Below are 25,143 nucleotides of genomic sequence, written 5' to 3'. Positions count from 1 at the left end.
ACTAAAACGCGGGGCGATTCGTTCTTCGGAATGAGTCGCCCCCTTTTAACCCCACCTCGCAATGCCCAAAGTAAAACCGCACCGTACCTCGCCGTCGCTCGATATGACGCCGATGGTGGACCTGGCTTTCTTGCTGGTGACATTCTTCATGCTCACCACCAAGTTTGCCCCCGAAGAGACTGTGGTGGTGGACACGCCGTCATCGACTTCGGAGCTTAAATTGCCCGAGAACAATGTGATTACGCTGACCGTCGATGCTAAGAAGCGCGTCTTCTTTGGTGTTGATGCGCCGCAAACCAAGATTCAGGCATTGCAGAAAGTAGGCGCTAAATATGGCGTAAACTTTACCGCAGCGCAGGCCAAGGAGTTCAGCAACCTGCCCAACTTCGGCCTACCCATCAGCCAGCTGGGTTCTTACCTGAACATGGCCAAGGAAGACCGCAAGCAGGTGAATGCCCAACAGCCCGGTGTTCCGCTCGACTCGCTCAATAACCAGTTGATTGACTGGGTGCTGGCGGCTCGCACGGCTAACCAGGCCATCTTCCACAAGCCTACCTACATCGCCATCAAAGGCGACGGCAATGCTGATGTACCCACGGTGCAGCAGGTTATCAAGGTATTGCAGGAGAAGGATATCAACCGCTTCAACCTCATTACGGACATGGAAAACAAGCCCGTAGCCGCCGCCAAATAATATTGGCTGCTCCTACTGCTTCAGTTTCTAATCTCCTCACTTAACTAAATCCCATGGCAGAAATTCAAGGCAAAGCCGACTCCGGTGGAAAAGGTGGGAAGAAGCGGGCCAAGAAAATGTCGACCAAAATCGACATGACCCCAATGGTGGACTTGGCCTTCCTCCTGCTCACCTTCTTCATGCTGACCACCACCTTCGCCAAGCCCAACGTGATGCAGCTCACGATGCCGGTGAAGAAAACGGACGATGTGGAGGACACGAAAATCAAGGCCTCGCAGGCCATGACCATCATCCTCGGCAAAGACAACAAGGCGTATTACTACTTCGGTCTGAATACGCCCAATGACAAAACCGTAGCCAAGCCCGAACTGAAGGTGACGAACTTCTCAGCCAATGGCATTCGCCAGGTCCTGTTGGACCGTCAGCGCCAGAAGCCGGAGCCCATCATCCTCATCAAAGCAACCGAAGACGCCAAGTATAAAAACATGGTGGATATTCTGGACGAGATGAACATCACGAACCAGAAGAAATACGCGCTGGTGAAGGTACCCAAAGACGACCTGGACCTTATTAAAGACTCAGCCCTATGATGGACAATGCGCAAATTGCCAAGGCCAGCTTAAACGACATCGTTTTTGAAGGCCGTAATAAGGCATACGGTGCTTACGTACTGCGTCGCTTGTACCAGCGGCACGTTACCCGGGCACTGATTATTGCTACGTCGGTATTCGCGCTCCTCGTGTTTTTCCCGCTCATCGCTCAGTATCTGAAAGACAAGATGCCGAAGGAAGCTCCGAAAAACCTCAAGGAGAACGTGCTGATGGACGCTCCGCCTCTGGATGAGACGAAGCCACCGCCCCCCCCTCCTCCCCCCGAGGCACCGCCACCCCCTCCCCCCAAGCTCACCACCATCAAATTCACCCCTCCGGTGGTGAAAAAGGATGAGGAAGTGAAGAAGGAAGAGGTTCCGGACCAGGAAGAGTTGAAGGACAAGACGGTAGCCACCGTAACCGTAAAAGGTAATACGGATGCTCCCGACCTTTCCGAACTCTCCGGAACCGGCGACAAAGTGGTTGAAGAAGTGGTTGAGAACAAAGTCTACACCTACGTAGAACAGATGCCTCAGCTGCCCGGTGGTGGTGGTAACGCCGCTATCGTGAATGCCATCCAGAAGGCGGTGAAATACCCCCCTCTGGCGCTTCGCAACCAGGTTGAAGGTCGCATCTTCGTTAGCTTTACGGTGAACCCGCAGGGCGACGTTTCGGATGTGAAAGTGGTAAAAGGCCTCGGTTCGGGTCTTGACGAGGAAACGATTCGGGCGGTGAAAACCCTGCCCAAGTTTATCCCCGGTAAGCAGAACGGCCGTGCAGTAAGCGTTTCGTTTACCGTACCGATTACCTTCAAAATTCAATAGGTTTTTAATTCGGAGTTAGCTCTGAATTAGTAAAAACCCTGAATTGAGCTTCATGGCTCGGTTCAGGGTTTTTTTATTGCATTCAAACTCAGCGTAACATGAGAAAATCTGCGCCTTCGAATACCGTTTAATTGTGGTAAGTCGTTGAATGCTTCTTATTGGAGAATCAATTTCAGTGGCCGCTTGATTCAAGAAATACCTTGGCTCACGAAGCAAATAATGGTGCAAATCCGTTAAAGTCAGAAAAATGCAGGTTTCTATGAAAAGCAGCGTTTTTTTGGCTTTTTTGTAGCCCGGTTCAGGACCTTCACTATTGCCCGTCGAACCTTTACCCAGTTTTTTTGGGTTTATTATATATTCATTTCTGAATTTTCCTGTTTATGCTCAACCTGCCTACTACCGAGGAGCGGCTCGGTAAGTCGCCCCAGCGGCTGGTGCGTTACTTTGTGCTCCTGATGGCCGTGGTATATATGGGACTTGGCGTGTGGTTGTGGTGGTCGGCCAATAGCCCTTCTGCCGGTGCAATCATTCAGCTGGGCCCAATAGCCCGCCGGGTTCTGGGTTCCGTTTTCATTCTCTATGGCCTGCTTCGCTTTAGCCGAGGCTACCAAGAGCATTTCCGCAAAAAAACCATTTCTGACGATAATGATTAAGCGCGCTCACTTTTTGACTGCTGGTGTTACGGTGCTGGCCGGAGCCATTGCCATTGCTTCCTGCAACGGCCCAGGCTCGCCAGGAGCCCAGGACACCCCTACCAGCGGAAACGTTGCGGTGAGCGTCGATGAAACATTTGCGCCCATTCTGCAGGCGCAGATAGACACGTTTGCTAAGCTCTATCCGAACGCTCACGTCAAGATGAGCTTTCAGCCGGAGGAAAAGGTGATGCTGGACCTCATCAACGACAAGGTGAAGCTGGCCGTGGTATCGCGCGAGCTGAATGCGGAGGAGCAGGCCGATTTTGCCAAGCAAACCATTGTGCCGCGCACTACGCGCATTGGCATCGACGGTTTAGCTATTGTCCTCAATCGCAGCAACCCGGACTCGTTGCTGACGGTGGCGCAGCTGGCGGATATTTTTACGGGCAAAACCAGCAAATGGAGCCAGGTTAGCGGCAAGAAAGGACTAGCGGATATCAATGTGGTATTTGATGCGAACCGGAGCAGCACGACGCGTTTCGTGCGTGACTCGGTGACGCACGGGGCCGCACTTACCAGTCGGGTTTTTGCCGCCACATCGAACCCCGCTTTGCTGGATTATGTTGCAACTCACCCCAGCGCCATTGGGGTGGTGGGCGTGAACTGGATTTCGGACCGGGACGACCCGGCCGCCATGAAGTTTGCCAATAAGGTGCGGGTGGCCAGCATCACGGCCCGGCCCAATCCCAAGCCGAACGACTTCATTCAACCCTACCAGGTGTATCTGGCGGAAAAGACGCCGGAGCAGCTGGCGCAGGACCCGGATTTGCAGAATTACCCGCTCCGGCGCAACCTTTACGTCATCAGCCGGGAAGCGCGGGCAGGATTAGGCACAGGGTTTGCATCTTTCGTGGCAGGCAAGAATGGTCAGTTGATTTTTCAGAAGTCGGGTTTACTACCGGCTCAGATGCAGGCCCGAATAATTACCACGCCTAAACTGTAAGTGCGCTTTTCGCGTAACAATTTCTCATTGCTTTTTCATCCTTTTTCTTCTCCTATGAGTTTCAAGCCCTGGAAACAGCCGCTGCTCGCTGCCGTTGCGATGGTAGCAGGTACTACGGCGGCCACCGCCCAAAACGTGCAAACCGCCCAACGCGACATTGAATTGGGTCGGTATAACGAGGCCCGCGCCATTTTGCGCCCCGGCTCCACGCCCGAAACTGCTTTCGAGCTGGGCCGCCTGTATCAGATGCGTGATATGCCGGATTCGGCTGCGTTCTTCTTCAACAAAGCCGCTGGCTCTACTCCTTTTGGTCAGGTAGCAGCTGGCCGCGCATTGCTGGCCAAAGGTCAGGTTTCTCCAGCTGAGGCTCAGTTTGATGCCGCTGCCAAGGCAACCAAGAACAAAGACGGCAAAGTGCTGACGATGATAGCACAGGCATACGGTGAGTCTGACGGTAAAAATACCGGCAAGGCCCAGACGTATATGGATGCGGCTCAGGCCGTTTTCAAAAAGGACGACCCGGCGCTAATGGTTGCTCGTGGCGATGTATTCCTGCACTCCGACCAAGGCGGTGGCGAGGCCATGACCAGCTATGACCGGGCTATTGCTGCTAACCCCAGCTACGCTCAGGCCTACTACAAGAAAGGTGCATTGAGCGTGCGTTCGCGCAACTTCAACGCGGCCCGTGAAAGCCTCAACAAGGCAATTGAACTGGACCCCAGCTACGCCCCGGCCTACCGTGAGCTAGCCGACATGTACTATTATGCCGGGCAGTATGACCTAGCCTTGAGCACATTCAAGAAGTACACCGACTTGGCCGAGAATTCGCCCTCGACGAGTGCTCAGTACGCGTCGTTTCTCTACCTGACCAAGAAGTACCCGGAGGCGCTGACTGAGGTAAACAAGGTGCTGCAAAGCGACCCCAACAACCTCACAATGAACCGCCTGAAGCCGTATTTGCTATACGAAACCGGTGACTTTGCTGGTGCTTCGACTGCTATGGATGCGTACATGAAAGTTGCCCCGGCTGACAAGGTCATCCCGGAAGACTTGGCTTACAAGTACAAAATCATGAGCAAAACTGGTAAGGGCACCGAAGCCATTGCCGGTATCAGCGACATCATCAAGAAAGACCCGAGCAAGGCTTGTGACTTCCAGAATGACCTGGCTGCCATCTATGCCAACCAGAAGGACTACAAAGGTGCCGCCCGCGTGTACAGCTACAAGCTGACCAACTGCAAAGGCGACCTGACCGACCAGTTCCGCTTGGCTACCGCCCTCACCGGCGACAAGCAGTACACCCGTGCTGACAGCGTTTATAACATCATCCTGACGGCTAAGCCTACGTATGGTCCCGGCTATCTGGCCCGCGCTAAGGTGAATTCGTACCTCGACCCCGAAGCCAAACAAGGCTTGGCCAAGCCGTATTACGAGAAATACATCGAGCTTTCGAAGGCTGAAGGTGCTGACCCCACCAAGTTCAAAGAAGGCGTAGTGGAAGCCAATGGCTATCTGGGCGTATATAGCTTCCAGAAAGGCGACAAAGCGGCCGCTAAAGGCTACTTCGAGCAAGTGCTGGCTTTGGACCCGGAGAACGCAGGTGCTAAGAATAACATCAAGATTCTCAGCGCCCCCACCAAGGCCACCAAGACTACTACTACGAAGACCGCAACCAAGACCACGGTTAAGAAGAAGTAATTGCTTTGGCAATTAGTGTAAAAAGGCCCCTCCGCAGCTGCGGAGGGGCCTTTTTTTTGTATTATCTCTTATAGTTTAGCTGGCCCAGGCCCGCCATTTTTCCAGTACGGCGGCGAAGTCCTCTGGTAGCTCGGCTTCAAATAGCAGCTGCTCGCCGGAAGTAGGATGTACGAAGCCAAGGGAGCGGGCGTGCAGCGCCTGACGCGGCATCAGTTGGAAAGCATTTTCTACAAATGCCTTGTATGTTCCGTTGCTCTGGCCCACGCGAATTCGGTCGCCCCCGTAGGTTGCATCGGAAAACAATGGATGGCCGAGGTATTGCATGTGGGCGCGAATCTGGTGGGTCCGGCCGGTTTCCAGTACGCAGCGCACCAGCGTCACCGGGCCGAAACTCTCCAGCACCTCATAATGCGTCACTGCGGGCTTCCCTTGCTCGCCGCCGGGATAGACGGCCTGCACCTTGCGGTCGCGCACGCTGCGGCCGATATGGCCCGTTATCGTGCCCGTAGGGCCGGGCGGGGTACCCCACACCAGAGCCAGATAGCTACGCTGAATGGTGTGGTGGAAAAACTGCAACGACAAATGCGTCATGGCAAACTCAGTTTTGCCAATTACCAGCAGGCCCGACGTATCCTTGTCGATGCGGTGCACCAGCCCTGGCCGGATTTCCCCATTGCGCCCCGTGGGCAGGTTGGCGAGGTGATGCGCTAGGCCATTTACCAGCGTGCCCTGCCAGTGGCCATAGGCCGGGTGCACGACCAAACCGGCCGGCTTGTTCACGATGAGCAGTTCCGCATCCTCATAGCGAATATCCAGGGGCATTTCCTCGGGTATCACGCGGCCTTCACGCGGCGGCTCGGGCAGCGTGACGGTGATAATATCCTGCGGCTTTACCCGGTAATTGGGCTTTACGGCCACCCCATTCACCTCTACGGCCAGCGCCCGGATGGCTTCCTGCACCTTATTGCGTGACGTATTACGCAGCCGACTGTGCAGGAACTTATCAATCCGCAGCATTTCCTGGCCGCGGTCTACTACTATGCGGTGATGCTCATAAAGCTCATCTCCACCTTCTTCATCGGCCTCACTATCGAGCAGCTCATCCGCCTCAAATTCGTCGTCTATCATTTCCCAAAGTCGTGGTATATGAAAAAAGCCGGAGCGAGTGCTCCGGCTTTTTTAGGCAGGCGGCGGTTGCCGCTTACTTCTTGGTTTTGGTCTTGGTCTTGTTCACACCAGGCGCAACGGGCGCAGGGGTAGCCGGCGAGGCCGGGCCCGATTTAATGGGGGCCTGAGCACCGGGCGTGATGCCCATTTTCTTCAGCACGAGGTCCGAAATATCGCCGTCCTTGGGCGCGTGCAACAGCAGCGGGCTGCCACCACCATCGGAGTTGAACACGTAGGTGAAACCGTTCTCGTCAGCCACGAGGTCGATGTTCTTTTGCAGCTTGTCCAGAGCGGGCTTCAGCAGCGTCTGCTGCTTCTGCTGCAACGACTGCTCGGCCGTGCGCTGAAACTCCTGAATGGACTGCTGCAAGCGCTGCAACTCCTTTTCGGTGTCAGCCTTCACTACCTCCGTCATGGTGCCGGATTTCTGCTGGTAGTCCTTCACTTTGGTTTCGAACTCGGAGCTTTTGCTTTTCAGCTGGGCCGCAAGCTGGTCGTTGTAGGTTTTGAGCTCCGACTCAATCTGCTTGCTTTCGGTCATCTGGGATAACACGTACTGAACATCGGTGTAACCAATTTTCAGGGGGGCCTGGGCCTGCGCGGAAGTGGCAGCCAGGGTTCCGGCGGTCAGCAGAGCGGCGGCGAGCGTCAGACGAAAGATTTTCACGAGATTCATCAAAAAGGAAAAGGGTCAGAAAAATATTGGGGCAAAGGTAATTACTTCTTATTAGTCGGCCGCGCTGGCTTGGTTACCGGCTTGGTACCGGGCGCAGCTTCGGGCGTACCCGAGTCCGATTCAAAGTTAGGGTCTACCGGCGTTTTGGGCGGGGCCACCGTCTTTACCGCGCCTTTGGGGCCGGGCTGGTTGCGGTCCTCGGCACCCAGGCCCAGTTCTTCGAGCACAAATTCAGTATAATCGTGAGCAGGGTTGGTATAGAGCATGGTCAGGTCGCCGGATTTATCGAAAACAACAGCCAGTGATTTCTTCTTGGCCACCTTTTCCACGGCCTCAAATACCTTATCCTGCACCGGCTTATTCAGCTCCTGGCGCTTTTTGAACAGTTGGCCTTCGTAGCCAAACTGTTTGTTGCGGTAGGCTTTCAGCTCCTGCTCCTTGAGCAAGATTTCGTCCTGCCGTTTCTTTTTCATGGCCTCCGTGAGCACCACTTCTTCGTTCTGATAGTTGCGATGAAGCTTGTCGAGGTCTTTTTGCTGGGCTTCAATTTCTTTCTGCCAGGTATCCGACAGCAGATTCAACTCCTGTTGGGCCTTGGCGTATTCCGGCATTTTGGCCATGATAAACTCCGAATCGACCCAGCCAAATTTCTGAGCCTGGGCTTTCGGGGCAACAATTAGCAACAACAAGGCCAGTAGCAGGCCACCAAAATTCTTCATACGGGAGGAAACGTGAAACTCCGCTCGCTAGTGCCTTGCTAGCGAATTTGCTGGCCAATGATGAAGTGGAAGTGGTTGGGGTCCTGCTTGGTGCCGGCAGGCGTGCCCACGGGCGGAATCACAGAGTCGAAGCCGTGGCCGAAGTCGAAGCCCAACAAACCGAAGGCCGACATGAAGATACGAGCACCTACGCCCGCCGAACGGTACAGCTTGTAGGGGTTGTAGTTCTGATAGGAATCGAAGGCATTACCTGCTTCAGCAAAGCCCAGCACGTACACCGTAGCGGCTGGGTTGAGGCTGACGGGGTAGCGCATTTCCAGCACGTACTTGTTGAAGGCAATGCCGCCGGCCTGATTGGCCTGCGCCGTCGGAATGGCGAAGGCCGCGTTGGGGTCGTCATAACCACGTAGGCCCACGTAGTCGGTACCCACCAAATAGTTGCCGCCGCCGTTGTAGCCCAGGCCCGCACCGCCCATTTTGAAGCGTTCGAACGGCCCTACGTCACGCTTCGAATTGTACGTTCCCAGGTAGCCAAAGTGTGCGCGGGTGTTCAACACCAACTTGCCCACAATCGGAGTAAACCACGACGCATCGAACATCCATTTGTGGAATTCAATCCACTGGTTGTTGCTGGGGTGGTCCGGGTTAATCAGCGAATAAGGCGGCGTCAGGTTCACGCTCAGGCTTAGCGACGAGCCCCGGCGGGTGTAAGTCGGATTATCGATGCTGTTGCGGGCCAGCGTGGTGTTCAGGGTAATGTTATTGAACGTACCCGAAGCTGCCCCGGCAATAACCGCGTAGTTCTGCGTCTGGTACTGGCTATACGACAGCGAGTTGCTGAGCGTGAAGTAGTCATCCGGCACGCGCAGCTGGCGGCCCAGGCCCACCGTGGCGCTGTTTACTTTGATAAACTGGTCCGAAGCCGCATCCAAGGCCGCACCGGTCCGCTGCACACTGTGGTTCAGGCTGAACGAGAACGAGTTTGGCCGACGGCCACCCAGCCAAGGCTCCGTAAATGACAGGGAATAAGCCTGATACTGCAGACCATTGGCCTGCACGTTGAGCGACAGGCGCTGGCCATCGCCGGCTGGCACTGGCGTCCAGTTGCGCAGCGTACCCGCTTTGCGCAGCGAGAAGTTGTTGAAAACCAGGCCCACCGTGCCAATAAAGCCGGCATAGCCACCCCAGCCGCCCGACAGGGTAACCTGGTCCGAAGGCTTCTCTACCACCGTGTAGTTGATATCAACCGTGCCATCGGCTTGGTTGGGGATGGGGTTGATGCCGATTTTTTCCGGGTCAAAATAGCCCAAAGTGGCAATTTCCCGCTGCGAACGGATGAGCAATTCACGATTGAATTTATCGCCGGGCAGCGTGCGCAGGGTGCGGCGCAGCACGTGGTCGCTGGTTTTGGTATTGCCCGAGATGTTAATGTCTTTGATGTGGGCTTGCACGCCTTCGTTCAAGCGCATCTCGATATCAATCGAGTCGCCTTCAACCTTGGTTTCCACCGGGTCGATGGTGAAGAACAGGTAGCCGTCGTTGAGGTACAGCGAAGAGATGTCCTGCCCGGTTGGGTTGTAGTTCAGGCGCTTATCCAGTATTTCCTTGCTGTACGTGCTGCCGGGTTTGATACCTAGTACGTTAGCCAGCGTCTTATCGTCGTAGAGGTAGTTGCCGTTCCACGTAATGTGGCGGAAGTAGTATTTGGGGCCTTCGTCTACGGTAATGCGCAGGGCCAAACCTTTCTCGTCGCGCGTCAGCGTATCGCTCACAATGGTTGCGTCGCGGTAGCCTTCGGCATTGTAAAACTCTAGCAGCTTCTTCTTGTCCTCTTCGTACTCACTACGCTGAAACTTGCCAGGGGTCAGGAACTTATATGGCTTGCGCTCCTTGGTTTTCTTGAGCTTGCCTTTCAGCTTCCGGTCAGTAAAGGCTTTATTACCTTCAAAAGTAATTTCGTGGATGCGCACTTTCGAGCCTTTGTCCACGTCAATGCGCAAAGCCACGCTATTCGACAAGCTCGAATCGGCAACCTGCACAATGTTCACCTTAGTATCCAGGTAGCCTTTGTTCACAAAGAACTTGCGCACTTGCGTCCGCGCATTGTTCATCAGGGCATCCGTTACCACCTTGCCCCGAATCAGCGTAATTTTCTTGGTCAGGTCTTCGGTTTGCCCCTTTTTAATACCCGTGAAAGTAAACTTCGACAAGCGCGGCCGCTCCTTCAGGTTATAGTCGAGGAAAATCTTGTTGCCCTCGATGCGGGCCACCGTCACACTCACGTCGCCGAGAATACCCTGGGCCCACAGCTTGCGGATGGATTTGCCAATCTCCTCCCCCGGAACACTAATGGGGTCACCCACGCGCAAACCAGTCAGGCCAATCAGCGTATTGGGGTCGAGGTAACGGGCACCGCTAATGGTGATGCCCCCCAGCTCGTACTTTTTGGGCTCATCAGCTCCGGCAGTTCCCTGGGCCTGCACATGCATTGGCTGGGCTACTAGGCCTGCCAACACAGCCACCACAAGCGCACACTTGATAAAAAAATTACGCACAATAAACATTACAAAAATTTAAGATACAGTGACTTGCTCACTGGTTTTGCCAAACCGCCGCTCCCGGCGCTGATACGCCCGAATGGCCTCCTGGAAATGCTCCTTCCGAAAGTCCGGCCACAGCAAATCGGTGATGTACAACTCAGTATAGGCCAGCTGCCATAGCAAAAAATTACTAATCCGCTGTTCGCCGCTGGTTCGGATAAGAAGTTCCGGGTCCGGCATTTTAGCCGTCACCAAGTAGCTCGCCACCGTGGTTTCGGTTATCTGGCTGGGCTGGAGCTGACCGGTAGCCACATCGGCAGCCATCCGCTTGGCCGCCTGGGTAAGGTCCCAGCGGCCACTGTAGCTCAGGGCGAGCACCAGCGTCATGCGAGTGCCCTCCTTGGTCAGTTCCATTGCCTCGGCCAACTCACGCTGGCAATTTTTGGGCAAAGTAGCCAAGTCGCCAATGGCTTCCAGGCGAATGCTATTCTTCAGCAGCGTAGCCGTTTCCTGCCGGATGGTGTGCACCAGCAGCTGCATCAGCGCCATTACTTCCAGCGCCGGGCGATTCCAATTCTCCGTAGAAAACGCGTATAGCGTCAGATAGCGCACCCCTAATTCGGCCGCTTCCTCCACAGTTTCACGCACGGCAGTGATGGCGCTCTGGTGACCAAAGACGCGCAAGCCTCCACGTTGCTTGGCCCACCGCCCATTGCCATCCATGATGACGGCGACGTGAGCGGGAATATTTTGAGTATCAATTTCGGCCTTGCCGGTCATCTTTGCGGTTTCGCTAAAAGAGCCCGCAAGTTACGGAAATGGTTGCATTTAGCAGCCGAACACCAATACTGGCCTTCCGCTATATACCTCTCACATTTATACAGGAGCCACCTACCGCATTAAAGCTAACTACTACTTTAGCAGCTTCTTATTCTTTTTATATTGGTCGGGGCAGCGGATTTTATAGAACGTATAGGATAAGCTGACACCACTATAATAATACCAATCCTGGTCATGAACATTTACCAGCAGTGGGTCTTGCGTACTCAAATGGTCGAGTTGGTCCGTAAATGTTTTGCGCACCCCCACTTCCAGACCCAGATTCAGGTGTTCCGAAAGGGCATACTTCATACCCACTCCGGCCGGAATAGCCAGTCCCAACATGCTGCCTTTCTGGTTAAAGCTAGCCTGTAGAAGCGGGTTGTTGGATACCGTAGTGGTATTGGCGTAAAATCCGGCCAGGCCGGCAAATAGATATGGCGTGAAATGCACCTTATCGGTCCGGTAATGATAATCCATGAAGTTGTACTCCACTACCGCCGATGCTTCGAGCACGCTGCCTTTGGTATTGGCCTGGCGGTAGGCCTGGAGCGGGGGCACTCCGCCATTCACACCCGTCACATTATCGTCAGCCCCCCGCAGGAAGCCGGCGGTGAAGCCTCCCCGTAAGGTGATGGGCACCGATACATCCTTACGATAAAAGGCGGTGAAAGCGGGCCGACTGTTTTGCAGCTGAAAATCGGGTGATATTTCGCCCCGATAATTGGTAGCGCCAATACCAATACCTATTTCGCTGGTATTCTGAGCGTTGGCCGAAGCGCAAAAAAACGTACTCCCCGCCTGCATGAAGCAAGCGAGGAGTACGTTTTTGAAACCTGAATTCGTCATTTAGTAATTGCTGACTCGGAAAGAGAAACCTAAGCCAGCAGTCGCTGGCTAGCGGAATTTGGGGTTCTTGATGCGGGGCGTCAAGATGTAGTTCAACGTTACACCTGTTACGATGTACCAGTCGGTTTTATTGCCCGAGTCGCCACGCTGCTCACCAGCATTGTCGAAACCGGGGAACTTGGTGCGGTCCTTAGTGATGTTGTGGCCAAAATAAGCCGCTGCATCAGTGGTTAGCTTGGACTGGTCAGCATATTTGCCTCCTACGTCGTCAAGGTAATCGGTGAATGTTTTGCGCCAGCCGATTTCCAGGCTTGCATCAAAGTTGCGGTTGATGCGGTAGCGGATACCACCACCGAACGGAATCGAGAGCTGCGTCTTGCCGTAGGCAGTTGCCTGACCTTCGGTTTTCAGCGGCTGCAGGTCAACATAGTTACCAGTACGGTTATCCAGGCCTTGGGGATTGGAGTAGAAACCGGCTACACCAGCAAAAACGTAAGGCACAAAGTCCGGACGCTTGAGGTAGTTGTTGCGGTTTTCGATAAGGTCAACGATGGCAACGGCCGAAGCTTCCAGAATATCATTCCGGAAATTCATGTTGCGGTTGTTGCGGAAGCGAGCATCCGGGTCCTGGTCGTTAACGAACGAGTCATCGCCCGAGATACGACCGTAAGACAAGCCGAAGCGGCCCGACAAACGTGGGTAGAAGCGACGGGTAATAGAAACGCCAGCACCAACCCGGGTAGCGCCTAAACGCAAGCTAGTGAAGCTAGTTACGGGCGTCAAATCCCCGAAGTAGTTCATAGCATTCAGGCTGAAGCCTATGGAGTTGTATTGCTTCCGCTTGCTGAACTGCTGGGCATCCGCCTCTGGTGTTGCCACCAAAGCCAGCCCGAGCACTACGGCCGTAGAATACGTGAAAATATTTTTCATAAGGCAACTAAAATGATGATACTAGGTTCGGCGGGTAAGAGCAGTGCAGAGAGCGCACAGTTTCAGACGGTGACAAAAGTAGGGCTAATCGGGAACTAAAAAAAGTTTCGACAATTTTTTCAACAAAAAACTCTGTTTTTAAACCTGGATGCCGGCTGGGTTCCGGCGGTCGAGGCCCCAATTGAGTTTGCTGCGCAAGGTACTGAGGAAGTTAACGTGATTGAGTTTTACTAGACGAGCATTGAAAGCTTCTCGGCGAACGGCTATCTGGACGGACGCTTCGACGGGCAGGGAGCGGGAGTCGAGCGCCAGCATGTAGCTGGAACTGCGGCCTTCAATTTCGAAGGAAATCACGCTCTGGTCGGACACCACCAAGGGGCGCACATTCAGATTGTGGGGGCATACGGGAGCAATGATAAAATTGTTTGTCTGGGGTAGCATTACCGGGCCGCCGCAGCTCAGGGAGTAGCCGGTGGAGCCGGTGGGCGTGGCTACCACGAGGCCATCGGCCCAGTAGGAATTCAGGTATTCGCCATCGATGTAGGTGTGAACGACAATCATGGACGAGGTGTCGCGCTTGAGGACGCTGAACTCGTTGAGGCCGAAATTGAGGCTCCCGAACACGTCGGGGTCGGTATCGACGCGAATCAGGCTACGCTCCTCGATGGTGAAATGGCCTTTGAAGAGGGCATCGATGGCCTGGGAAATGCGGTCGGGGGTGATGGTGGCCAGGAAGCCCAAGCGGCCGGTGTGGATGCCGAGAATCGGAATCTGGAGGCTACCAACGTAAGTGACGGTGTCAAGCAGGGTGCCGTCGCCACCGATGCTGAGCACGAACTGGACGCCGCGCAGCGAGTCGCCGCGGTGAAACTCGGTGGTGCCTTCGGGCAGGCGCAGACGGTTGTCGAGGAAGGTGCGGAAGGCTTCGCCAATGCGGACTTCGGCCCGGCGGGCGGCCAAATCGTCGAGCAGGGCCTGAATGGCCGGGGCGGCTTCGTCGTCGAAAGGCTTACCGAAAATGGCGATTTTCATGCGGAGGGGAGAGCGGATTACGTAACGCGGCGGCGGGCTTACGTAACAAATAAATAACCTGAGTGGCGAAGATAGAGCGGCTAAATCGGGAATTCGGCCCGGAAAAAGTAGCCGGTTTGTCCTAATCCGTTGAGGGTGTATTCGGCGGTAAACACGCGGTCGTAGTAGGTGACGAGGTGCAGGCCGAGGCCGACGGCACTCAACAGCTGATTGGGCAGGCGGTTTTGGGGCAAGGGATGAGGGGCGACGACGTAGCCGGCATCGGCAAAGATATTGATATAGAGGGCGAGCGGGATGGTGTTGACTTTGGGGTTGTCGATGGATTGCAGGCGGATGGGCTGGGGCCGCAGCAGCGGGTACGAGATACCCTGCTGCAACAGGGCGTAGTGGCGGCCGTCGATAACGTACTGGTCGTAGCCGCGCACCAGGTCGTCATAGCCGAGGGCGCGGCTGTCGGCGTAGGCAAGCTGGCGGGTGAGGCGGGCTTGGCCGGTGAGGCCGACGCTGTAGTAGAATTCGCGGCCGAGGGCCAGGTAGCGGGTGTAGTTGAGGTGCAGGGTGGTGATGCTGGGCGTTGTGCCGTCGAGGAAGACGCGGTGCGTGAGCGCGGCCTGGGCATACTTGCCGGTGAGCGGGTAGGCGAAAGTATTGCGCTGGTTGCGGGTGCTGGTGAGGTTCAGGTCGAGGTATTCGCGCTGGGTGCGGCCTAGGTAGTAGACGGGGTTGTGATAATTGACCGAGTCGCTGATTTGCTCGCGGTGGTAGGACACGTTGATGGCCGTGAGAAACTGGACGGTGTGCCGAAAGCGCAGGCCACCCGTGACGTAGAAGCGCTGAATGGGGAAGCTTTCATCGGCCCGGAATGGGGTGAGGCGGTCGGCCAGCGTGCTATAGTCGAGGGTGTGGCTTTGGAAATAGGACGCGCCTACGCCGAGGCCCAGCCGCCGATAGTGGCCCAGGCCGGGGGCTTCGTAGAACAGCTCGTATTTGCGATTGAAACCTAATTGCAGGTTGGCGATGAGCTGTTCGTTGCGGCCGCGAAAATTGCTGCGTACAAGATGCACACCGTAGTCAACGCGCCGCCAGCGGTCGGCGCGGTCGAGCCAGGAACGCAGGTTGCGGTCGGCCAATGAGAGAATGGGCACCGGGAAGGTGTACCACCGCTCCTGCACCCCGAACACGATGAGCAGTCGGCCACCGGTGCAACTGGATTGCACCACCACGGCATGAAACAGTTGGAGATTGAACAGCCGGCGGCGGTTGGACTCGAGGCGGGCCGGCAAGTCGGCCAGGGCCAGGGTATCGCCTTCGTGAAAGTCGAGCTCAGCCCGTAGGATGCGGTCTTTGGTGACGGCATTGCCCGCGAAAAGGATGGTACCGACTGGTGCCCGTTCGATGCCTGGGCAGGGCACGATTCGCACGAGCGTATCGGCGGGGGCGACCACGGGGCGTAGCGGACGCGGCAACGTATCGGCCTGAGCTGGCACCAGACTAGCCAGCAGCAGTCGCAACGAAAGAAGGATTCCGAACAGCACCCGACTTTACACGCTCAAGTAGCGCAGGAGGGCATCGTAGCGCTCCTGCTCGTCGTCGTTGGCAACGGCGGTGCCGCTGAACTGGGCCGTCACGACGTAGCCGAACCGCTCCAGCGTGGCCGTGATGCGGGTCAGGTTGTCGGTATTCAGCTTCAGCGTGAGGCGGATGCGGTGGGGGTCGACTTCATCCTGAGCGACCAGGGCACTCATGATTTTGGCGTTGTTTTCCTCGACATAGCGGCTGATTTGGGTGAGCGAATAGTCGCGCTCCTCCATGGTGAGGACGATGATGCCACCCTGGCCGCCGGCCGGTTGCTGCCCGAAAGCAGCCAGCGCATCGGCAATGGTGACCACGCCGGCGTATTCCTGGTGCTCATCGACGACGGGCACGAGCTGGATTTTATTTTCAATGGCCAGCTCCATCACGCGGTAGAAGTGCTGGTCGGGGCGCACGAAGGCATCGGCGTAGCCCAGGGGCATTTCGGAGAGGGGTGTTTCGGGGTCGTCGAAATCGGCGAGGTCGGCTTCGGTGACGAGGCCGCGATAGTGCCGGTTGTCGAGCACGGGCAGCTGGGCCACGTGAAATTCATCGAGCCAGCGCGCTGCCTTGCCCGCCGAATCGGTGCCCTTGAGGGGCGGAATCATTTCGTTGAGGAGGTCTTCGGCAAGCAGGGCGGGCATATTAGTAGCAGTTTAGGAGGGATGAGATATAGATGCCGAATTGGGTGAAAAGAAATAAGTGAAAGGCATAAATTATCACCGGGCGGGTGATGGAATAGTGAACAACAATCGGGCCGGCAGAAGGATATCGGCCTTTTAGGCAGCCAGGGCGGGGGTGGCTTCGGTAGTACGCAAAAAGTGGCGCAGGTAGGCATTGAAGCCGGCGGGGCGCTCCATCATGGGGGCGTGGCCGCAGTGGTCGAGGAAGCGTAGCTCGGCGTGGGGCAGCAGACGCTCGAACTCGTGGGCTACGGGCGGCGGCGTGATGGTATCATTCAGGCCCCAGACCAATAGCGTGGGCACGGTGATTTTAGCCAGTTCCTTGCTCAGGTTGTGGCGCTGGGCCGAGCGCGCGATAGCAATTATGCGCAGGCACTTGGCATTGGAGTTGGTCACGTTGAACACTTCATCGACCAGCTCCTGGGTGGCTACTTTGGGGTCGTAGAAAGTATAGCCCACCCGCTCCTGCACGTAGGCGTAGTTGCCGCGCTTGGGGAAGGAGCCGCCCATGCTGTCCTCGAACAGGCCGCTGCTGCCGGTAAGCACCAGCCGGCTGACGCGGGCGGGGTTTTTCAGGGTGTAGACCAAGGCGATGTGGCCGCCGAGGGAGTTGCCGAGCACGGTGAACGTGGCCGGTAATTCAAGGGCTTTCACGAACCCTTCGACGTAGGCGACCAAGCCCGGTACACCGGCTTGGGTTAGGGGCATGTCGTAGACGGGCAGCAGGGGGATTATGACGCGGTAGTCGGGCGAGAACTCTTGCACTACATCCTGCCAGTTGCTCAGGGCCCCGAACAGGCCGTGCAGCAGCAGCAATACCGGCCCCTGGCCTTCATCCACAAATTCGTACCCGTGCTGGTGCTGGCGGCGCAATTCCATCTCGTATTTCCTCAATTACCGGCGGTTTTGGCAATGATACAACAGCGGAGCCAATTGCCCAAAATTGCCAGCCCGTGCGGGGTGAGCAGGGCTTCGGGATGAAACTGCACGCCGTAGAGCGGCAACGTGCGGTGGCGCAAGGCCATAAGCTCGGGGGCCGGGCCAGTGGTGTGGGCCAGGGCCTGGAGCACGGCCGGCAGGGGCTCGGCGAGAATGAGCGAGTGGTAGCGCGTGATGGGTTGCACGGCCGGCAGCCTGGCAAAGAGCGGGTCGGAGGTATCGCAGCGCATGTCGGTGACTTTGCCGTGCATGGGGCGGGCGGCCCGCACCACTTCGCCCCCGAAAAACTCACCCAGCGCCTGGTGGCCCAGGCACACGCCCAGCATGGGCATTTGCTGATGAAACGCGTGGATAACGGCCGGCATAACGCCGGCTTCGGCCGGGGTGCCGGGGCCGGGCGAGAGCACGACGCCATCGAACTCGGGCACGTTTAGCTCGGCCAAGGGCACGTCGTTGCGGCGCACTACGACTTCGGCCCCCAGTTGGCGCAGATAATCGGCCAGGGTGAAGGTGAAGGAGTCGAAGTTATCAAGCAGCAGCAGGCGCATGGTCAGCTTTTAACAAACGCCGCCCGCATTCGTCCCAGCAGGTCCTGCCCAACGGGCAGCACGTAGCCCGTGATTTGCAGGGCCAGCGGCGTGGCCTGCTTTACAATGGGCAGGATTTGAGAGCCCGCCACCAAATTGGGCGAGAGAAGCATCAGGCCCGATATTCGGGTGCCGTAGAGCAGCAGGCTCAAGCCCAGCAGCCACTTAATGACGCCGGCCGCGCCGCCCAACAAATTATCGAGCACGCCCAGCGGGGTGAGGTGGACGGCGGTTTTGAGCAGGCCGCCCAGCAGGTGCACACCCCACATAATGGCCACGAACACCAGCGCGAACGACACCAGCGGTAGCATTCCGAAGGCATCGCCCACGTACTGCCGCACCAGCGGCACGGCGGCCGAGAGCAGGCTCAGCCCGCCCACCACGCCCAGCACGAAGGCCAGCAGCGACACCACTTCCAGCACCAGCCCGCGCCGATAGCCCTTCACGGCCCCGATGCCGAGCGGGAGGAGCAGGAGGATGTCGAGGGCCGTCATTGCTTACAATGGGTGAATGAGTGAATGGGCGAATGGCTGAATTATCAAGCGAGTTTATTCACTTATTCAGCCATTCGCCCATTCACTCATTGATTATAGGTTCGTGTTGTTCAGCAAATGCCCGAGTACGTCGGAGATGCGCTTGCCGTCGGCCTGGCCGGAGAGCTCGCGGGCGGCTACGCCCATTACTTTGCCCAGGTCGGAAGGGCCAGTGGCACCTACGCGCTGGATGATGTGGACCAGCTTCTCCACCAAATCGGCTTCGGTGAGCTGGGCGGGCAGGTATTCTTCGATGATGGCCAGTTCGGCGAGCTCGGTTTCTTCGAGGTCGGAGCGGAACTGCTCTTTGTAGATGGCGGCGGCGTCGCGGCGCTGCTTGGCGGCTTTGTTGAGGAGCTTGAGCTCGGCTTCGGGCGTGAGGCCGGCTTCGCTGGCGCCCTCGGCGGTTTCGGCCAGCATGATTTGCGATTTGATGCTGCGCAGGGCGGTGAGGCGCACCTTGTCTTTGGCGAGCATGGCTTGCTTGATGGCGGCGTCGATAGTGGTTTTGAGCATGGGATGGATGGTTGGGCGGGTTAGCGCAGGTTGTACGAGGGAAATACGGCCGGCCGCGCCCGACGGTGGCACCAGACGTAATTTCGCCCCGAAGCTACGGCAACCAGCCGGCAAGGATGACAACCGGCCCGCGCCCTCTCCTACCCTTCTTTCTTTAATTCCATGACCAAGCTCAGCGTCAACATCAACAAACTGGCCACCCTGCGCAATGCCCGGGGCCACAACCGCCCCGATATTCTGCAGGCCGCCCGCGACATCGAGCGCTTCGGGGCCGAGGGCATCACGGTGCACCCGCGTCCCGACGAGCGTCACATCCGCTACCAAGACGTGCGTGACCTCAAGCACATCGTGACCACCGAGCTGAACGTGGAGGGCAACCCCACCCCCGACTTCCTGGACCTGTGCCGCGAGGTGCGCCCCGAGCAGGTGACGCTGGTGCCCGACGCGCCCGACGCCATCACCTCCAACGCGGGCTGGGACGTAGTGACGCACCAGCAGTTTCTGCGCGAAGTGGTGGCCGAGCTGAAGTCCTTCGGGGCCCGCGTGAGCATCTTCCTCGACCCCGACGTGAACCTGGTGGAAGCCGCCGCCAGCACCGGCACCGACCGCATCGAGCTCTACACCGAAGCCTACGCCGTGCAGTACCTCGCCGACCGCGAAGCCGCCGTGGCCCCCTACCGCGCCACGGCCGCCCGCGCCGGCCAGTTGGGCCTGGGCGTGAACGCCGGCCACGACCTCGACCTCGACAACCTGGCCTGGCTGCACCAGCAACTGCCCGAGCTGGCCGAAGTGAGCATCGGCCACGCCCTGGTGTGCGACGCCCTGTATCTGGGCCTCGAAAACACGGTGCAGCTGTACCTGCGGCAGCTGAAGTAGCACCCGCCGGCGGCGGCGGGCCATGCCCAAGGGGGTAAGTGGCACCCGCCGCCGGCGTCCGGCGTCTCCGAAGTGCGGCCGGTCCTTTTCACTATAAGCACGTACACATCCGCCATGCCCCGCCATCCTCTTTCTGAATTCCAAGACCTCCCCTACCCGATTCTCGACGTGCGGGCCCCCATTGAGTTTGCCCAGGGCCACGTGCCGGGCGCGCTCAACCTGCCGCTGTTTACCGATGAGGAGCGGGCCCGCATCGGCACCACCTACAAGCAGGTGAGCCAGGAGCGGGCCGTGCACCTGGGCCTGGAGTTTTTCGGGCCGAAGATGTCCCAGATGGTGAAGCAGGCCAAAAAGCTGGTGCCCGGCAAGGAAGTGCGCCTGCACTGCTGGCGCGGCGGCATGCGCAGCGGCGCGGTGCTGTGGCTGCTGGAGCTGGCCGGCTTCAAAGTCCACCTGCTCGACCACGGCTACAAGGACTACCGCCGGGCTGTGCTGGCCTCTTTTGCGCAGCCCCGACAATGGCGGGTGCTAGGCGGCCTCACCGGCAGCGGCAAAACCGACGTGCTGCACGAGCTGGCCACCACGCCCGACCAATTGGTGCTCGACCTCGAAGGGCTGGCCCACCACAAGGGTTCGGCCTTCGGCAGCATTGGGCAGCCAACCCAGCCCACGCAGGAGCAGTTCGAGAACAACCTGGCCGCCGCCCTGGCCCGGCTGCCTACCGATGCACCTATTTGGGTAGAAGACGAAAGCCGGCAGATTGGCCGCCTCACCATCCCGCCCGGGCTGTTTGCCCAATTGCAGGCCGCCCCGCGCTACGTGCTGGAAGTGCCCCGCGCCGCCCGCGTGGCCAAGCTGGCCGCCGAGTACGGGGCCGAAGACCCGCAGCTGCTGGCCGAGGCCATCGAGCGCCTGCGCAAGCGCTTGGGCGGCTTGGCCACCCAGCAGGCCCTGGCCGCCGTGGCGGCCGGCGACTTCCCGCTGATGGTGGAGCTGGTGCTCGATTATTATGACAAGACCTACACCTACGGCCTAGCCCCGCGCCCCGAGGAGCCGCCCCGTACTTTCGTACCGGTACCCGGCTGCGATGCCGCCGCGAATGCCGCGCGGCTGCTACACGCCGCTGCCGAAACGGCCCAAACGTCGCGGTAAAAGCGCTGTCAGTCGATAATTGTGCAACAGTAGCCGGCACGGCACCGTCATTTGCCGGTGCACTAAGGCTGCGGCCTTTTCTATTGATTACCCATTGGATGCCGGCCCCGCGCATCCTATTTTTTTACCTTTTTTTATTCCCCACTTCTCCACCCTCCTCATGTTAACAAACTTACAAACCCGGCTTAAACACGCCGGCCGGCTGCTGCCGTTCGCGTTATTGCCGTTTGCGGCCCACGCCCAATTGGGCTATGACCCGGCCAATGTGGTGAACACCGCCGGCACCTACACCGACCTGGCTGCTACTGGCACCGCCATCGCCACGGCCAATACCGACGACGCCAACTCGGCCGCCCAGCCGATTGGCTTCACGTTTACTTACAACGGCACGGCCTTCACCCAATTCGTGCTGAACACGAACGGCTTCCTCAAGCTCGGAGCCACGGCCCCGTCGGCGGCCGACTTGTTTTTGCCGGAATCGGGCACGGCTACGCAGGAAGACCCCATCTACAGTGCCGATGCCGCCGATGTTAACATCATCGCGCCCTTCAACTTCGACCTGACCGCCGGCTCGGCCGCGGGCGGTACCGAGTACCGCGTGGCCACCACCGGCACGGCCCCCAACCGGGTGTGCACCATCCAGTGGAAAAACGTGGCCGATAAAACCCTGGAATACGACCTGCAATACGGCTCGATGAATTTCCAGGTGAAGCTGTACGAAACCACGGGCAACATTGAATTCGTGTACGGCACCACCACCCAGGGGCCAAACCCGGATGACTACCGGTTTGCCGTGGTGGGCATCAAAGGCTCGGGCATTGCGAACGGGCAAACCGTGCTGGCCGACCGCTCCAGCTCGGCCGCACTGTGGAGCACCACGCCTTTCATCACCGGCTACTACGACTTCACGAATAACTTCTACAATTATCGGGGCTCAGTTCGGCCCGATGTAGGGCGTACCTACCGCTTCGTGCCCGGCACCGCCACCGCCCCCACGGTAGCGAATGACGACTGCGCCACGGCCACGGTCCTGACGCCCGGCACCACCTGCACCCCCACGACCGGCAGCGTAGCCGGCGCCACCCAGTCGCTGGCACCCATCCTTTGCGGCGGCTACACGGCCACGGCCGCCCAGGATGTGTGGTATAGCTTCACGGCCACCGGTTCTACGCACACCATCGCCATCACCGGTGCCTTTGATGGCGTGATGGAAGTGTTTTCCGGCGCTTGCGGCGCGCCGGTTAGCCTGGCCTGCTCGGATGCAAGTGGCAACAACGAAACCCTGACCCTGACCACGCTCACGGCCGGCACCACGTATCTGGTGCGTTACTACTCCTACTTCGCCAGCCCCGCCAGCGGCGCGTTCTCCATTTGCGTCACGGCGCCGGCCGCGAATGATGCAGCGGTAAGCGCCATTTATACCCTCGGGCAGCTCTCGCCTTATGTGTCTCCCCACGCGGTGCAGGCCGTGGTGAAGAACGTGGGCACCGCTGCCCAAACCAATGTGACCGTGACGCTGAACGTGACGGGAGCCAATACCTTCACCAACACGCAGACCGTGGCCAGCCTGGCCGCCGGCGCTTCGGCCACCGTGGTATTCGCCGCCTACCCCAGCGGCACGATTGGCACCAACACCGTGACCGTCAGCGTCAGCGTACCCAACGATGCCGTAACCACCAATAATTCGCTGGCCGAGCCCCAAGTTGTTTCCGCCAATGGTCTGAGCTACGTATCGCCGGCCACCACCACCTTTGCGGGTGGCATTGGCTCGAACTCTACCACGGTGACCACGGCCGCCTTCTACGCCAAATACACCGCCAGCACCGCCAACGCCGCCGTGACGGCCGTAACGCCCACCTTCGTAGGCACGGCCACCGCCTCGAACAACTATCAGGTGCTGGTAGCAGCCGTATCCGCTACCGGTACCCCCGGCACGGTGCTATACACGTCTCCCGCCCGGGTGCGGCCGTTAGCCGGTGGTGCCGATGTGGTGACCATCCCGGCTACTGCGGTTACCGGTGATTTCTTCGTAGGGGTGCGCCAGCTCACGACCACCAACCTAGGCCTGGCTTACCAGACCGAGTCGCCGTTACGCCTGAATACCTTCTATGTTTTTGATGGCACCACATTCGCGGACCTGGGCAGCCTGGCCGGCGTTACGTTCCGCCCGGCTTTGGCCGCAACGCTGAGCACCATCACGGCCACTACCAACGCCGCCCTGGCCGCCACCGTGAGCCTGTACCCCAACCCCGCGCGCCAGAGCTTCCAGCTCAGCGTGCCCACCAGCCTGCGCACCGCCTCGGCCACGCTAAGCAACGCTCTGGGCCAGGTAGTGCAGTCGCGCCAGCTGAGCCTGCCTGCCGCCGGCGGCACCGCCGATTTCAACGTGAGCAGCCTTGCCCCCGGCATCTACACGCTGGCCCTGAAATCCGGCACCGACCTCGTAGTGAAGCGCGTGGTAGTGGAATAACCACCCCCACACTGCATAAAAAAGGGCTGACCGCATGGTCAGCCCTTTTTTATTGCCCTTGCTGCATCGTGCATCTAGCTGATGGGCACCTTCCGCAGAATGGCCTCAATCAAATCCTGGGTGCGGATGCCGTCGGCCTCAGCCTCGTAGGTGAGCAGAATGCGGTGGTTGAGCACATCGGCCGCCACTTCCTTAATGTCTTCGGGCAGCACGTAGTCACGGCCTTCGAGGTAAGCCACGGCCTTGGAAGCGCGGTGCAACGCAATGCTGGCCCGGGGACTGGCCCCAAACTGCACGGCCTGGGCAAATTCGGGCAGGTCGTAGTCGGCGGGCCGGCGGGTAGCAAACACCAGCTCAATGAGGTAATTTTCCAGCGTATCCGAAATCTGTACCTGGTTGATTTGCTGACGGATGCCGAAAATATCTTCCTTGGTCAGAATGGGCTGCACGTCCTCCACGAAGCTGAGGTTGGCCATGCGGCGCATAACCTCCAGTTCGTCGGCCTTCTTGAGGTAGTCCACGTGCACCTTCAGCATAAAGCGGTCCACCTGGGCTTCGGGCAGCGGGTAGGTGCCTTCCTGCTCCACGGGGTTTTGGGTGGCCAGCACCAGAAAAGGCAGGTCGAGCGGATATGTGGTATCGCCGATGGTCACCTGCTTTTCCTGCATGGCTTCGAGCAGGGCGCTCTGCACCTTGGCCGGCGAGCGGTTGATTTCATCGGCCAGCACAAGGTTGGCGAAAATCGGCCCCTTCTTCACCTCAAAAACCGACTGGTTCTGGTTGTAAATCATAGTCCCCACCAGGTCCGAAGGCAGCAAATCCGGCGTGAACTGCACCCGTTGAAAGTGCAGGTGCAACACCTTGGCCAGCGTCGAAATGGTGAGGGTTTTGGCCAGGCCCGGCACCCCTTCCAGCAGGATATGCCCGCCAGTAAACAGCCCAATCAGCAGGCGGCTGAGCAGGGGCTGCTGCCCCACCACCACCTTGCCCATCTCCGCAAATACCTGGCGGATGAGCGGATGATAATCAATGGGTGCCGCTGGCACGGAAGTATCAGAAACAGGGGTCATACGTAAGATAATGGGCAAAACAGTAGCTGCAAGGTAGGCACAACGCCGGTGCTAGCGGGTACCAGAGCATCCTATTTCTTAAGCCCTGCCAGGCTTCCCAGTTGATAGTCCGAGCCTACTCAACCGAGACTATTTTGCATACTAATACCTTGATAATAAGAACTTAATTGAGTCATACACGTATCGAACAACAAAGTCAGCCCATAATTTGGCATCATTTAGAGGTATAATTAAAAGATTCTTCTACTTTTACACTCTCCTACTTTCACGTGCATTTATCAAATTTACCCCACTGTTTGGCACCTTACGTATGAAGTTACTTCTCCTCAAGCGCTTACTGCCGGTGCTCGCACTGGTAATGACCTCCAGCGCCATTGCCCTGGCACAGGGAACGAATCCGAATAACGGCGGCCCCGGTCCCGACCCGGACCCCATCGACACCCCTATTGACGGCGGCGTGTCGCTGCTGCTGGCCGGCGGCGTGGCCTACGGCCTCAAGCGCCTACGGGTACGGCGCAAACAGGCTTAATGGTCCTGGCCCAGGGTAGTTGCCCTGGCGCTGCTTTGCA

At 58.1% G+C, this 25,143-nt stretch carries 25 protein-coding genes; 10 read left to right on the top strand and 15 right to left on the bottom strand.

The annotated features are described in order from the left end of the window. Positions 1-61 precede the first annotated feature (61 nt). From AAFH49_RS07770 to AAFH49_RS07745, 6 genes are all read left to right on the top strand, one after another. The gene (locus tag AAFH49_RS07770) at positions 62-694 is read left to right on the top strand and encodes an ExbD/TolR family protein (protein WP_198069142.1); all 633 of its coding nucleotides are present in this window, start codon (positions 62-64) and stop codon (positions 692-694) included. Between the two features lie 53 nt (positions 695-747). Continuing rightward, the gene (locus AAFH49_RS07765) at positions 748-1,284 is read left to right on the top strand and encodes an ExbD/TolR family protein (protein WP_342297095.1); all 537 of its coding nucleotides are present in this window, start codon (positions 748-750) and stop codon (positions 1,282-1,284) included. Next, a complete protein-coding gene (locus AAFH49_RS07760; RefSeq protein WP_211532026.1) occupies positions 1,281-2,108 on the top strand; it encodes an energy transducer TonB in 828 nt (275 codons plus the stop codon). The genes AAFH49_RS07765 and AAFH49_RS07760 overlap by 4 nt, the downstream gene beginning before the upstream one ends. Before the next feature lie 380 nt (positions 2,109-2,488). Continuing rightward, complete coding sequence (locus AAFH49_RS07755; RefSeq protein WP_342297093.1) at positions 2,489-2,761, top strand: hypothetical protein; 273 nt, start codon at positions 2,489-2,491, stop codon at positions 2,759-2,761. Continuing rightward, positions 2,754-3,746 (top strand): PstS family phosphate ABC transporter substrate-binding protein, encoded by a 993-nt coding sequence (locus AAFH49_RS07750; protein WP_342297091.1) that lies wholly within the window; start codon positions 2,754-2,756, stop codon positions 3,744-3,746. Before AAFH49_RS07755 ends, AAFH49_RS07750 begins: the two co-directional genes overlap by 8 nt. 54 nt (positions 3,747-3,800) lie before the next feature. Then, the gene (locus AAFH49_RS07745; protein WP_342297089.1) at positions 3,801-5,444 is read left to right on the top strand and encodes a tetratricopeptide repeat protein; all 1,644 of its coding nucleotides are present in this window, start codon (positions 3,801-3,803) and stop codon (positions 5,442-5,444) included. Between the two features lie 75 nt (positions 5,445-5,519). Here the strand turns inward: AAFH49_RS07745 and AAFH49_RS07740 are convergent, their stop codons facing one another. The 14 genes from AAFH49_RS07740 to AAFH49_RS07675 all read right to left on the bottom strand — a co-directional run bounded on the left by AAFH49_RS07740 (position 5,520) and on the right by AAFH49_RS07675 (position 19,006). Beyond that, positions 5,520-6,572 carry an RluA family pseudouridine synthase gene (locus tag AAFH49_RS07740; RefSeq protein WP_342297088.1) on the bottom strand — a complete coding sequence of 351 codons (1,053 nt, stop codon included), beginning with the start codon at positions 6,570-6,572 and terminating at the stop codon, positions 5,520-5,522. 73 nt (positions 6,573-6,645) lie between these two features. Then, the gene (locus tag AAFH49_RS07735) at positions 6,646-7,287 is read right to left on the bottom strand and encodes an OmpH/Skp family outer membrane protein (protein WP_425293323.1); all 642 of its coding nucleotides are present in this window, start codon (positions 7,285-7,287) and stop codon (positions 6,646-6,648) included. 41 nt (positions 7,288-7,328) lie between these two features. After that, complete coding sequence (locus tag AAFH49_RS07730) at positions 7,329-8,006, bottom strand: OmpH/Skp family outer membrane protein (protein WP_342297084.1); 678 nt, start codon at positions 8,004-8,006, stop codon at positions 7,329-7,331. 38 nt (positions 8,007-8,044) lie between these two features. Beyond that, positions 8,045-10,570: an outer membrane protein assembly factor BamA gene (gene bamA, locus AAFH49_RS07725; protein WP_425293322.1), complete on the bottom strand. Its 2,526-nt coding sequence runs from the start codon at positions 10,568-10,570 to the stop codon at positions 8,045-8,047. Between the two features lie 9 nt (positions 10,571-10,579). Then, positions 10,580-11,326 (bottom strand): undecaprenyl pyrophosphate synthase, encoded by a 747-nt coding sequence (locus AAFH49_RS07720; protein WP_342297080.1) that lies wholly within the window; start codon positions 11,324-11,326, stop codon positions 10,580-10,582. A 132-nt stretch (positions 11,327-11,458) separates the two neighbouring features. Further along, positions 11,459-12,172, bottom strand: a complete 714-nt coding sequence (gene porG / locus AAFH49_RS07715) for a type IX secretion system protein PorG (RefSeq protein ID WP_342297078.1) — start codon at positions 12,170-12,172, stop codon at positions 11,459-11,461. Positions 12,173-12,262: 90 nt separating this feature from the next. Beyond that, entirely contained in the window at positions 12,263-13,144 is an 882-nt protein-coding gene (locus AAFH49_RS07710) for a DUF6089 family protein (RefSeq protein WP_342297076.1), read from the bottom strand. A gap of 138 nt (positions 13,145-13,282) precedes the next feature. After that, positions 13,283-14,176 (bottom strand): NAD kinase, encoded by an 894-nt coding sequence (locus AAFH49_RS07705; RefSeq protein WP_342297074.1) that lies wholly within the window; start codon positions 14,174-14,176, stop codon positions 13,283-13,285. Between the two features lie 80 nt (positions 14,177-14,256). After that, on the bottom strand, positions 14,257-15,687 hold the full coding sequence (locus AAFH49_RS07700; protein WP_342297072.1) for a BamA/TamA family outer membrane protein: 1,431 nt from the start codon (positions 15,685-15,687) through the stop codon (positions 14,257-14,259). Positions 15,688-15,717: 30 nt separating this feature from the next. After that, on the bottom strand, positions 15,718-16,392 hold the full coding sequence (locus AAFH49_RS07695; RefSeq protein WP_342297070.1) for a CBS domain-containing protein: 675 nt from the start codon (positions 16,390-16,392) through the stop codon (positions 15,718-15,720). Between the two features lie 135 nt (positions 16,393-16,527). Next, positions 16,528-17,310 carry an alpha/beta fold hydrolase gene (locus AAFH49_RS07690; protein ID WP_342297068.1) on the bottom strand — a complete coding sequence of 261 codons (783 nt, stop codon included), beginning with the start codon at positions 17,308-17,310 and terminating at the stop codon, positions 16,528-16,530. Positions 17,311-17,321: 11 nt separating this feature from the next. After that, the gene (locus AAFH49_RS07685; RefSeq protein ID WP_342297067.1) at positions 17,322-17,918 is read right to left on the bottom strand and encodes an anthranilate synthase component II; all 597 of its coding nucleotides are present in this window, start codon (positions 17,916-17,918) and stop codon (positions 17,322-17,324) included. Between the two features lie 2 nt (positions 17,919-17,920). Then, positions 17,921-18,451: a CvpA family protein gene (locus AAFH49_RS07680; protein WP_342297066.1), complete on the bottom strand. Its 531-nt coding sequence runs from the start codon at positions 18,449-18,451 to the stop codon at positions 17,921-17,923. Between the two features lie 93 nt (positions 18,452-18,544). Further along, complete coding sequence (locus AAFH49_RS07675; protein WP_342297065.1) at positions 18,545-19,006, bottom strand: GatB/YqeY domain-containing protein; 462 nt, start codon at positions 19,004-19,006, stop codon at positions 18,545-18,547. A gap of 162 nt (positions 19,007-19,168) precedes the next feature. Between AAFH49_RS07675 and AAFH49_RS07670 the strand changes: the two genes are divergently transcribed. The 3 genes from AAFH49_RS07670 to AAFH49_RS07660 all read left to right on the top strand — a co-directional run bounded on the left by AAFH49_RS07670 (position 19,169) and on the right by AAFH49_RS07660 (position 23,504). Beyond that, entirely contained in the window at positions 19,169-19,882 is a 714-nt protein-coding gene (locus tag AAFH49_RS07670) for a pyridoxine 5'-phosphate synthase (protein WP_342297064.1), read from the top strand. 114 nt (positions 19,883-19,996) lie between these two features. After that, a complete protein-coding gene (gene mnmH, locus AAFH49_RS07665) occupies positions 19,997-21,034 on the top strand; it encodes a tRNA 2-selenouridine(34) synthase MnmH (protein ID WP_342297063.1) in 1,038 nt (345 codons plus the stop codon). Between the two features lie 160 nt (positions 21,035-21,194). Beyond that, on the top strand, positions 21,195-23,504 hold the full coding sequence (locus AAFH49_RS07660) for a T9SS type A sorting domain-containing protein (RefSeq protein WP_342297062.1): 2,310 nt from the start codon (positions 21,195-21,197) through the stop codon (positions 23,502-23,504). 74 nt (positions 23,505-23,578) lie between these two features. Here AAFH49_RS07660 and AAFH49_RS07655 read toward each other — a convergent pair whose 3' ends face one another. Continuing rightward, positions 23,579-24,574 carry an AAA family ATPase gene (locus AAFH49_RS07655; protein WP_342297060.1) on the bottom strand — a complete coding sequence of 332 codons (996 nt, stop codon included), beginning with the start codon at positions 24,572-24,574 and terminating at the stop codon, positions 23,579-23,581. A gap of 310 nt (positions 24,575-24,884) precedes the next feature. Between AAFH49_RS07655 and AAFH49_RS07650 the strand changes: the two genes are divergently transcribed. Then, entirely contained in the window at positions 24,885-25,103 is a 219-nt protein-coding gene (locus tag AAFH49_RS07650; RefSeq protein ID WP_342297059.1) for a PID-CTERM protein-sorting domain-containing protein, read from the top strand. Positions 25,104-25,143 lie beyond the last annotated feature (40 nt).

This window comes from Hymenobacter segetis (genome assembly GCF_038448715.1).
GTDB lineage: Bacteria > Bacteroidota > Bacteroidia > Cytophagales > Hymenobacteraceae > Hymenobacter > Hymenobacter segetis.
Note: the sequence above shows the minus strand (reverse complement) of the source record. Positions and strands in the feature narration are given on the sequence as shown.

What these genes read in the sequence shown, in the direction of transcription:
- AAFH49_RS07675 (WP_342297065.1), bottom strand. Translation starts at nt 19,006, where the DNA reads ATGCTCAAAACCACTATCGACGCCGCCATCAAGCAAGCCATGCTCGCC.
- AAFH49_RS07730 (WP_342297084.1), bottom strand. Translation starts at nt 8,006, where the DNA reads ATGAAGAATTTTGGTGGCCTGCTACTGGCCTTGTTGTTGCTAATTGTT.
- AAFH49_RS07685 (WP_342297067.1), bottom strand. Translation starts at nt 17,918, where the DNA reads ATGCGCCTGCTGCTGCTTGATAACTTCGACTCCTTCACCTTCACCCTG.
- AAFH49_RS07740 (WP_342297088.1), bottom strand. Translation starts at nt 6,572, where the DNA reads ATGATAGACGACGAATTTGAGGCGGATGAGCTGCTCGATAGTGAGGCC.
- AAFH49_RS07710 (WP_342297076.1), bottom strand. Translation starts at nt 13,144, where the DNA reads ATGAAAAATATTTTCACGTATTCTACGGCCGTAGTGCTCGGGCTGGCT.
- AAFH49_RS07770 (WP_198069142.1), top strand. Translation starts at nt 62, where the DNA reads ATGCCCAAAGTAAAACCGCACCGTACCTCGCCGTCGCTCGATATGACG.
- AAFH49_RS07745 (WP_342297089.1), top strand. Translation starts at nt 3,801, where the DNA reads ATGAGTTTCAAGCCCTGGAAACAGCCGCTGCTCGCTGCCGTTGCGATG.
- AAFH49_RS07720 (WP_342297080.1), bottom strand. Translation starts at nt 11,326, where the DNA reads ATGACCGGCAAGGCCGAAATTGATACTCAAAATATTCCCGCTCACGTC.
- AAFH49_RS07755 (WP_342297093.1), top strand. Translation starts at nt 2,489, where the DNA reads ATGCTCAACCTGCCTACTACCGAGGAGCGGCTCGGTAAGTCGCCCCAG.
- AAFH49_RS07690 (WP_342297068.1), bottom strand. Translation starts at nt 17,310, where the DNA reads ATGGAATTGCGCCGCCAGCACCAGCACGGGTACGAATTTGTGGATGAA.
- AAFH49_RS07735 (WP_425293323.1), bottom strand. Translation starts at nt 7,287, where the DNA reads ATGAATCTCGTGAAAATCTTTCGTCTGACGCTCGCCGCCGCTCTGCTG.
- bamA (WP_425293322.1), bottom strand. Translation starts at nt 10,570, where the DNA reads ATGTTTATTGTGCGTAATTTTTTTATCAAGTGTGCGCTTGTGGTGGCT.
- AAFH49_RS07695 (WP_342297070.1), bottom strand. Translation starts at nt 16,392, where the DNA reads ATGCCCGCCCTGCTTGCCGAAGACCTCCTCAACGAAATGATTCCGCCC.
- AAFH49_RS07760 (WP_211532026.1), top strand. Translation starts at nt 1,281, where the DNA reads ATGATGGACAATGCGCAAATTGCCAAGGCCAGCTTAAACGACATCGTT.
- AAFH49_RS07765 (WP_342297095.1), top strand. Translation starts at nt 748, where the DNA reads ATGGCAGAAATTCAAGGCAAAGCCGACTCCGGTGGAAAAGGTGGGAAG.
- AAFH49_RS07750 (WP_342297091.1), top strand. Translation starts at nt 2,754, where the DNA reads ATGATTAAGCGCGCTCACTTTTTGACTGCTGGTGTTACGGTGCTGGCC.
- AAFH49_RS07680 (WP_342297066.1), bottom strand. Translation starts at nt 18,451, where the DNA reads ATGACGGCCCTCGACATCCTCCTGCTCCTCCCGCTCGGCATCGGGGCC.
- porG (WP_342297078.1), bottom strand. Translation starts at nt 12,172, where the DNA reads ATGCAGGCGGGGAGTACGTTTTTTTGCGCTTCGGCCAACGCTCAGAAT.
- mnmH (WP_342297063.1), top strand. Translation starts at nt 19,997, where the DNA reads ATGCCCCGCCATCCTCTTTCTGAATTCCAAGACCTCCCCTACCCGATT.
- AAFH49_RS07705 (WP_342297074.1), bottom strand. Translation starts at nt 14,176, where the DNA reads ATGAAAATCGCCATTTTCGGTAAGCCTTTCGACGACGAAGCCGCCCCG.
- AAFH49_RS07670 (WP_342297064.1), top strand. Translation starts at nt 19,169, where the DNA reads ATGACCAAGCTCAGCGTCAACATCAACAAACTGGCCACCCTGCGCAAT.
- AAFH49_RS07655 (WP_342297060.1), bottom strand. Translation starts at nt 24,574, where the DNA reads ATGACCCCTGTTTCTGATACTTCCGTGCCAGCGGCACCCATTGATTAT.
- AAFH49_RS07660 (WP_342297062.1), top strand. Translation starts at nt 21,195, where the DNA reads ATGTTAACAAACTTACAAACCCGGCTTAAACACGCCGGCCGGCTGCTG.
- AAFH49_RS07650 (WP_342297059.1), top strand. Translation starts at nt 24,885, where the DNA reads ATGAAGTTACTTCTCCTCAAGCGCTTACTGCCGGTGCTCGCACTGGTA.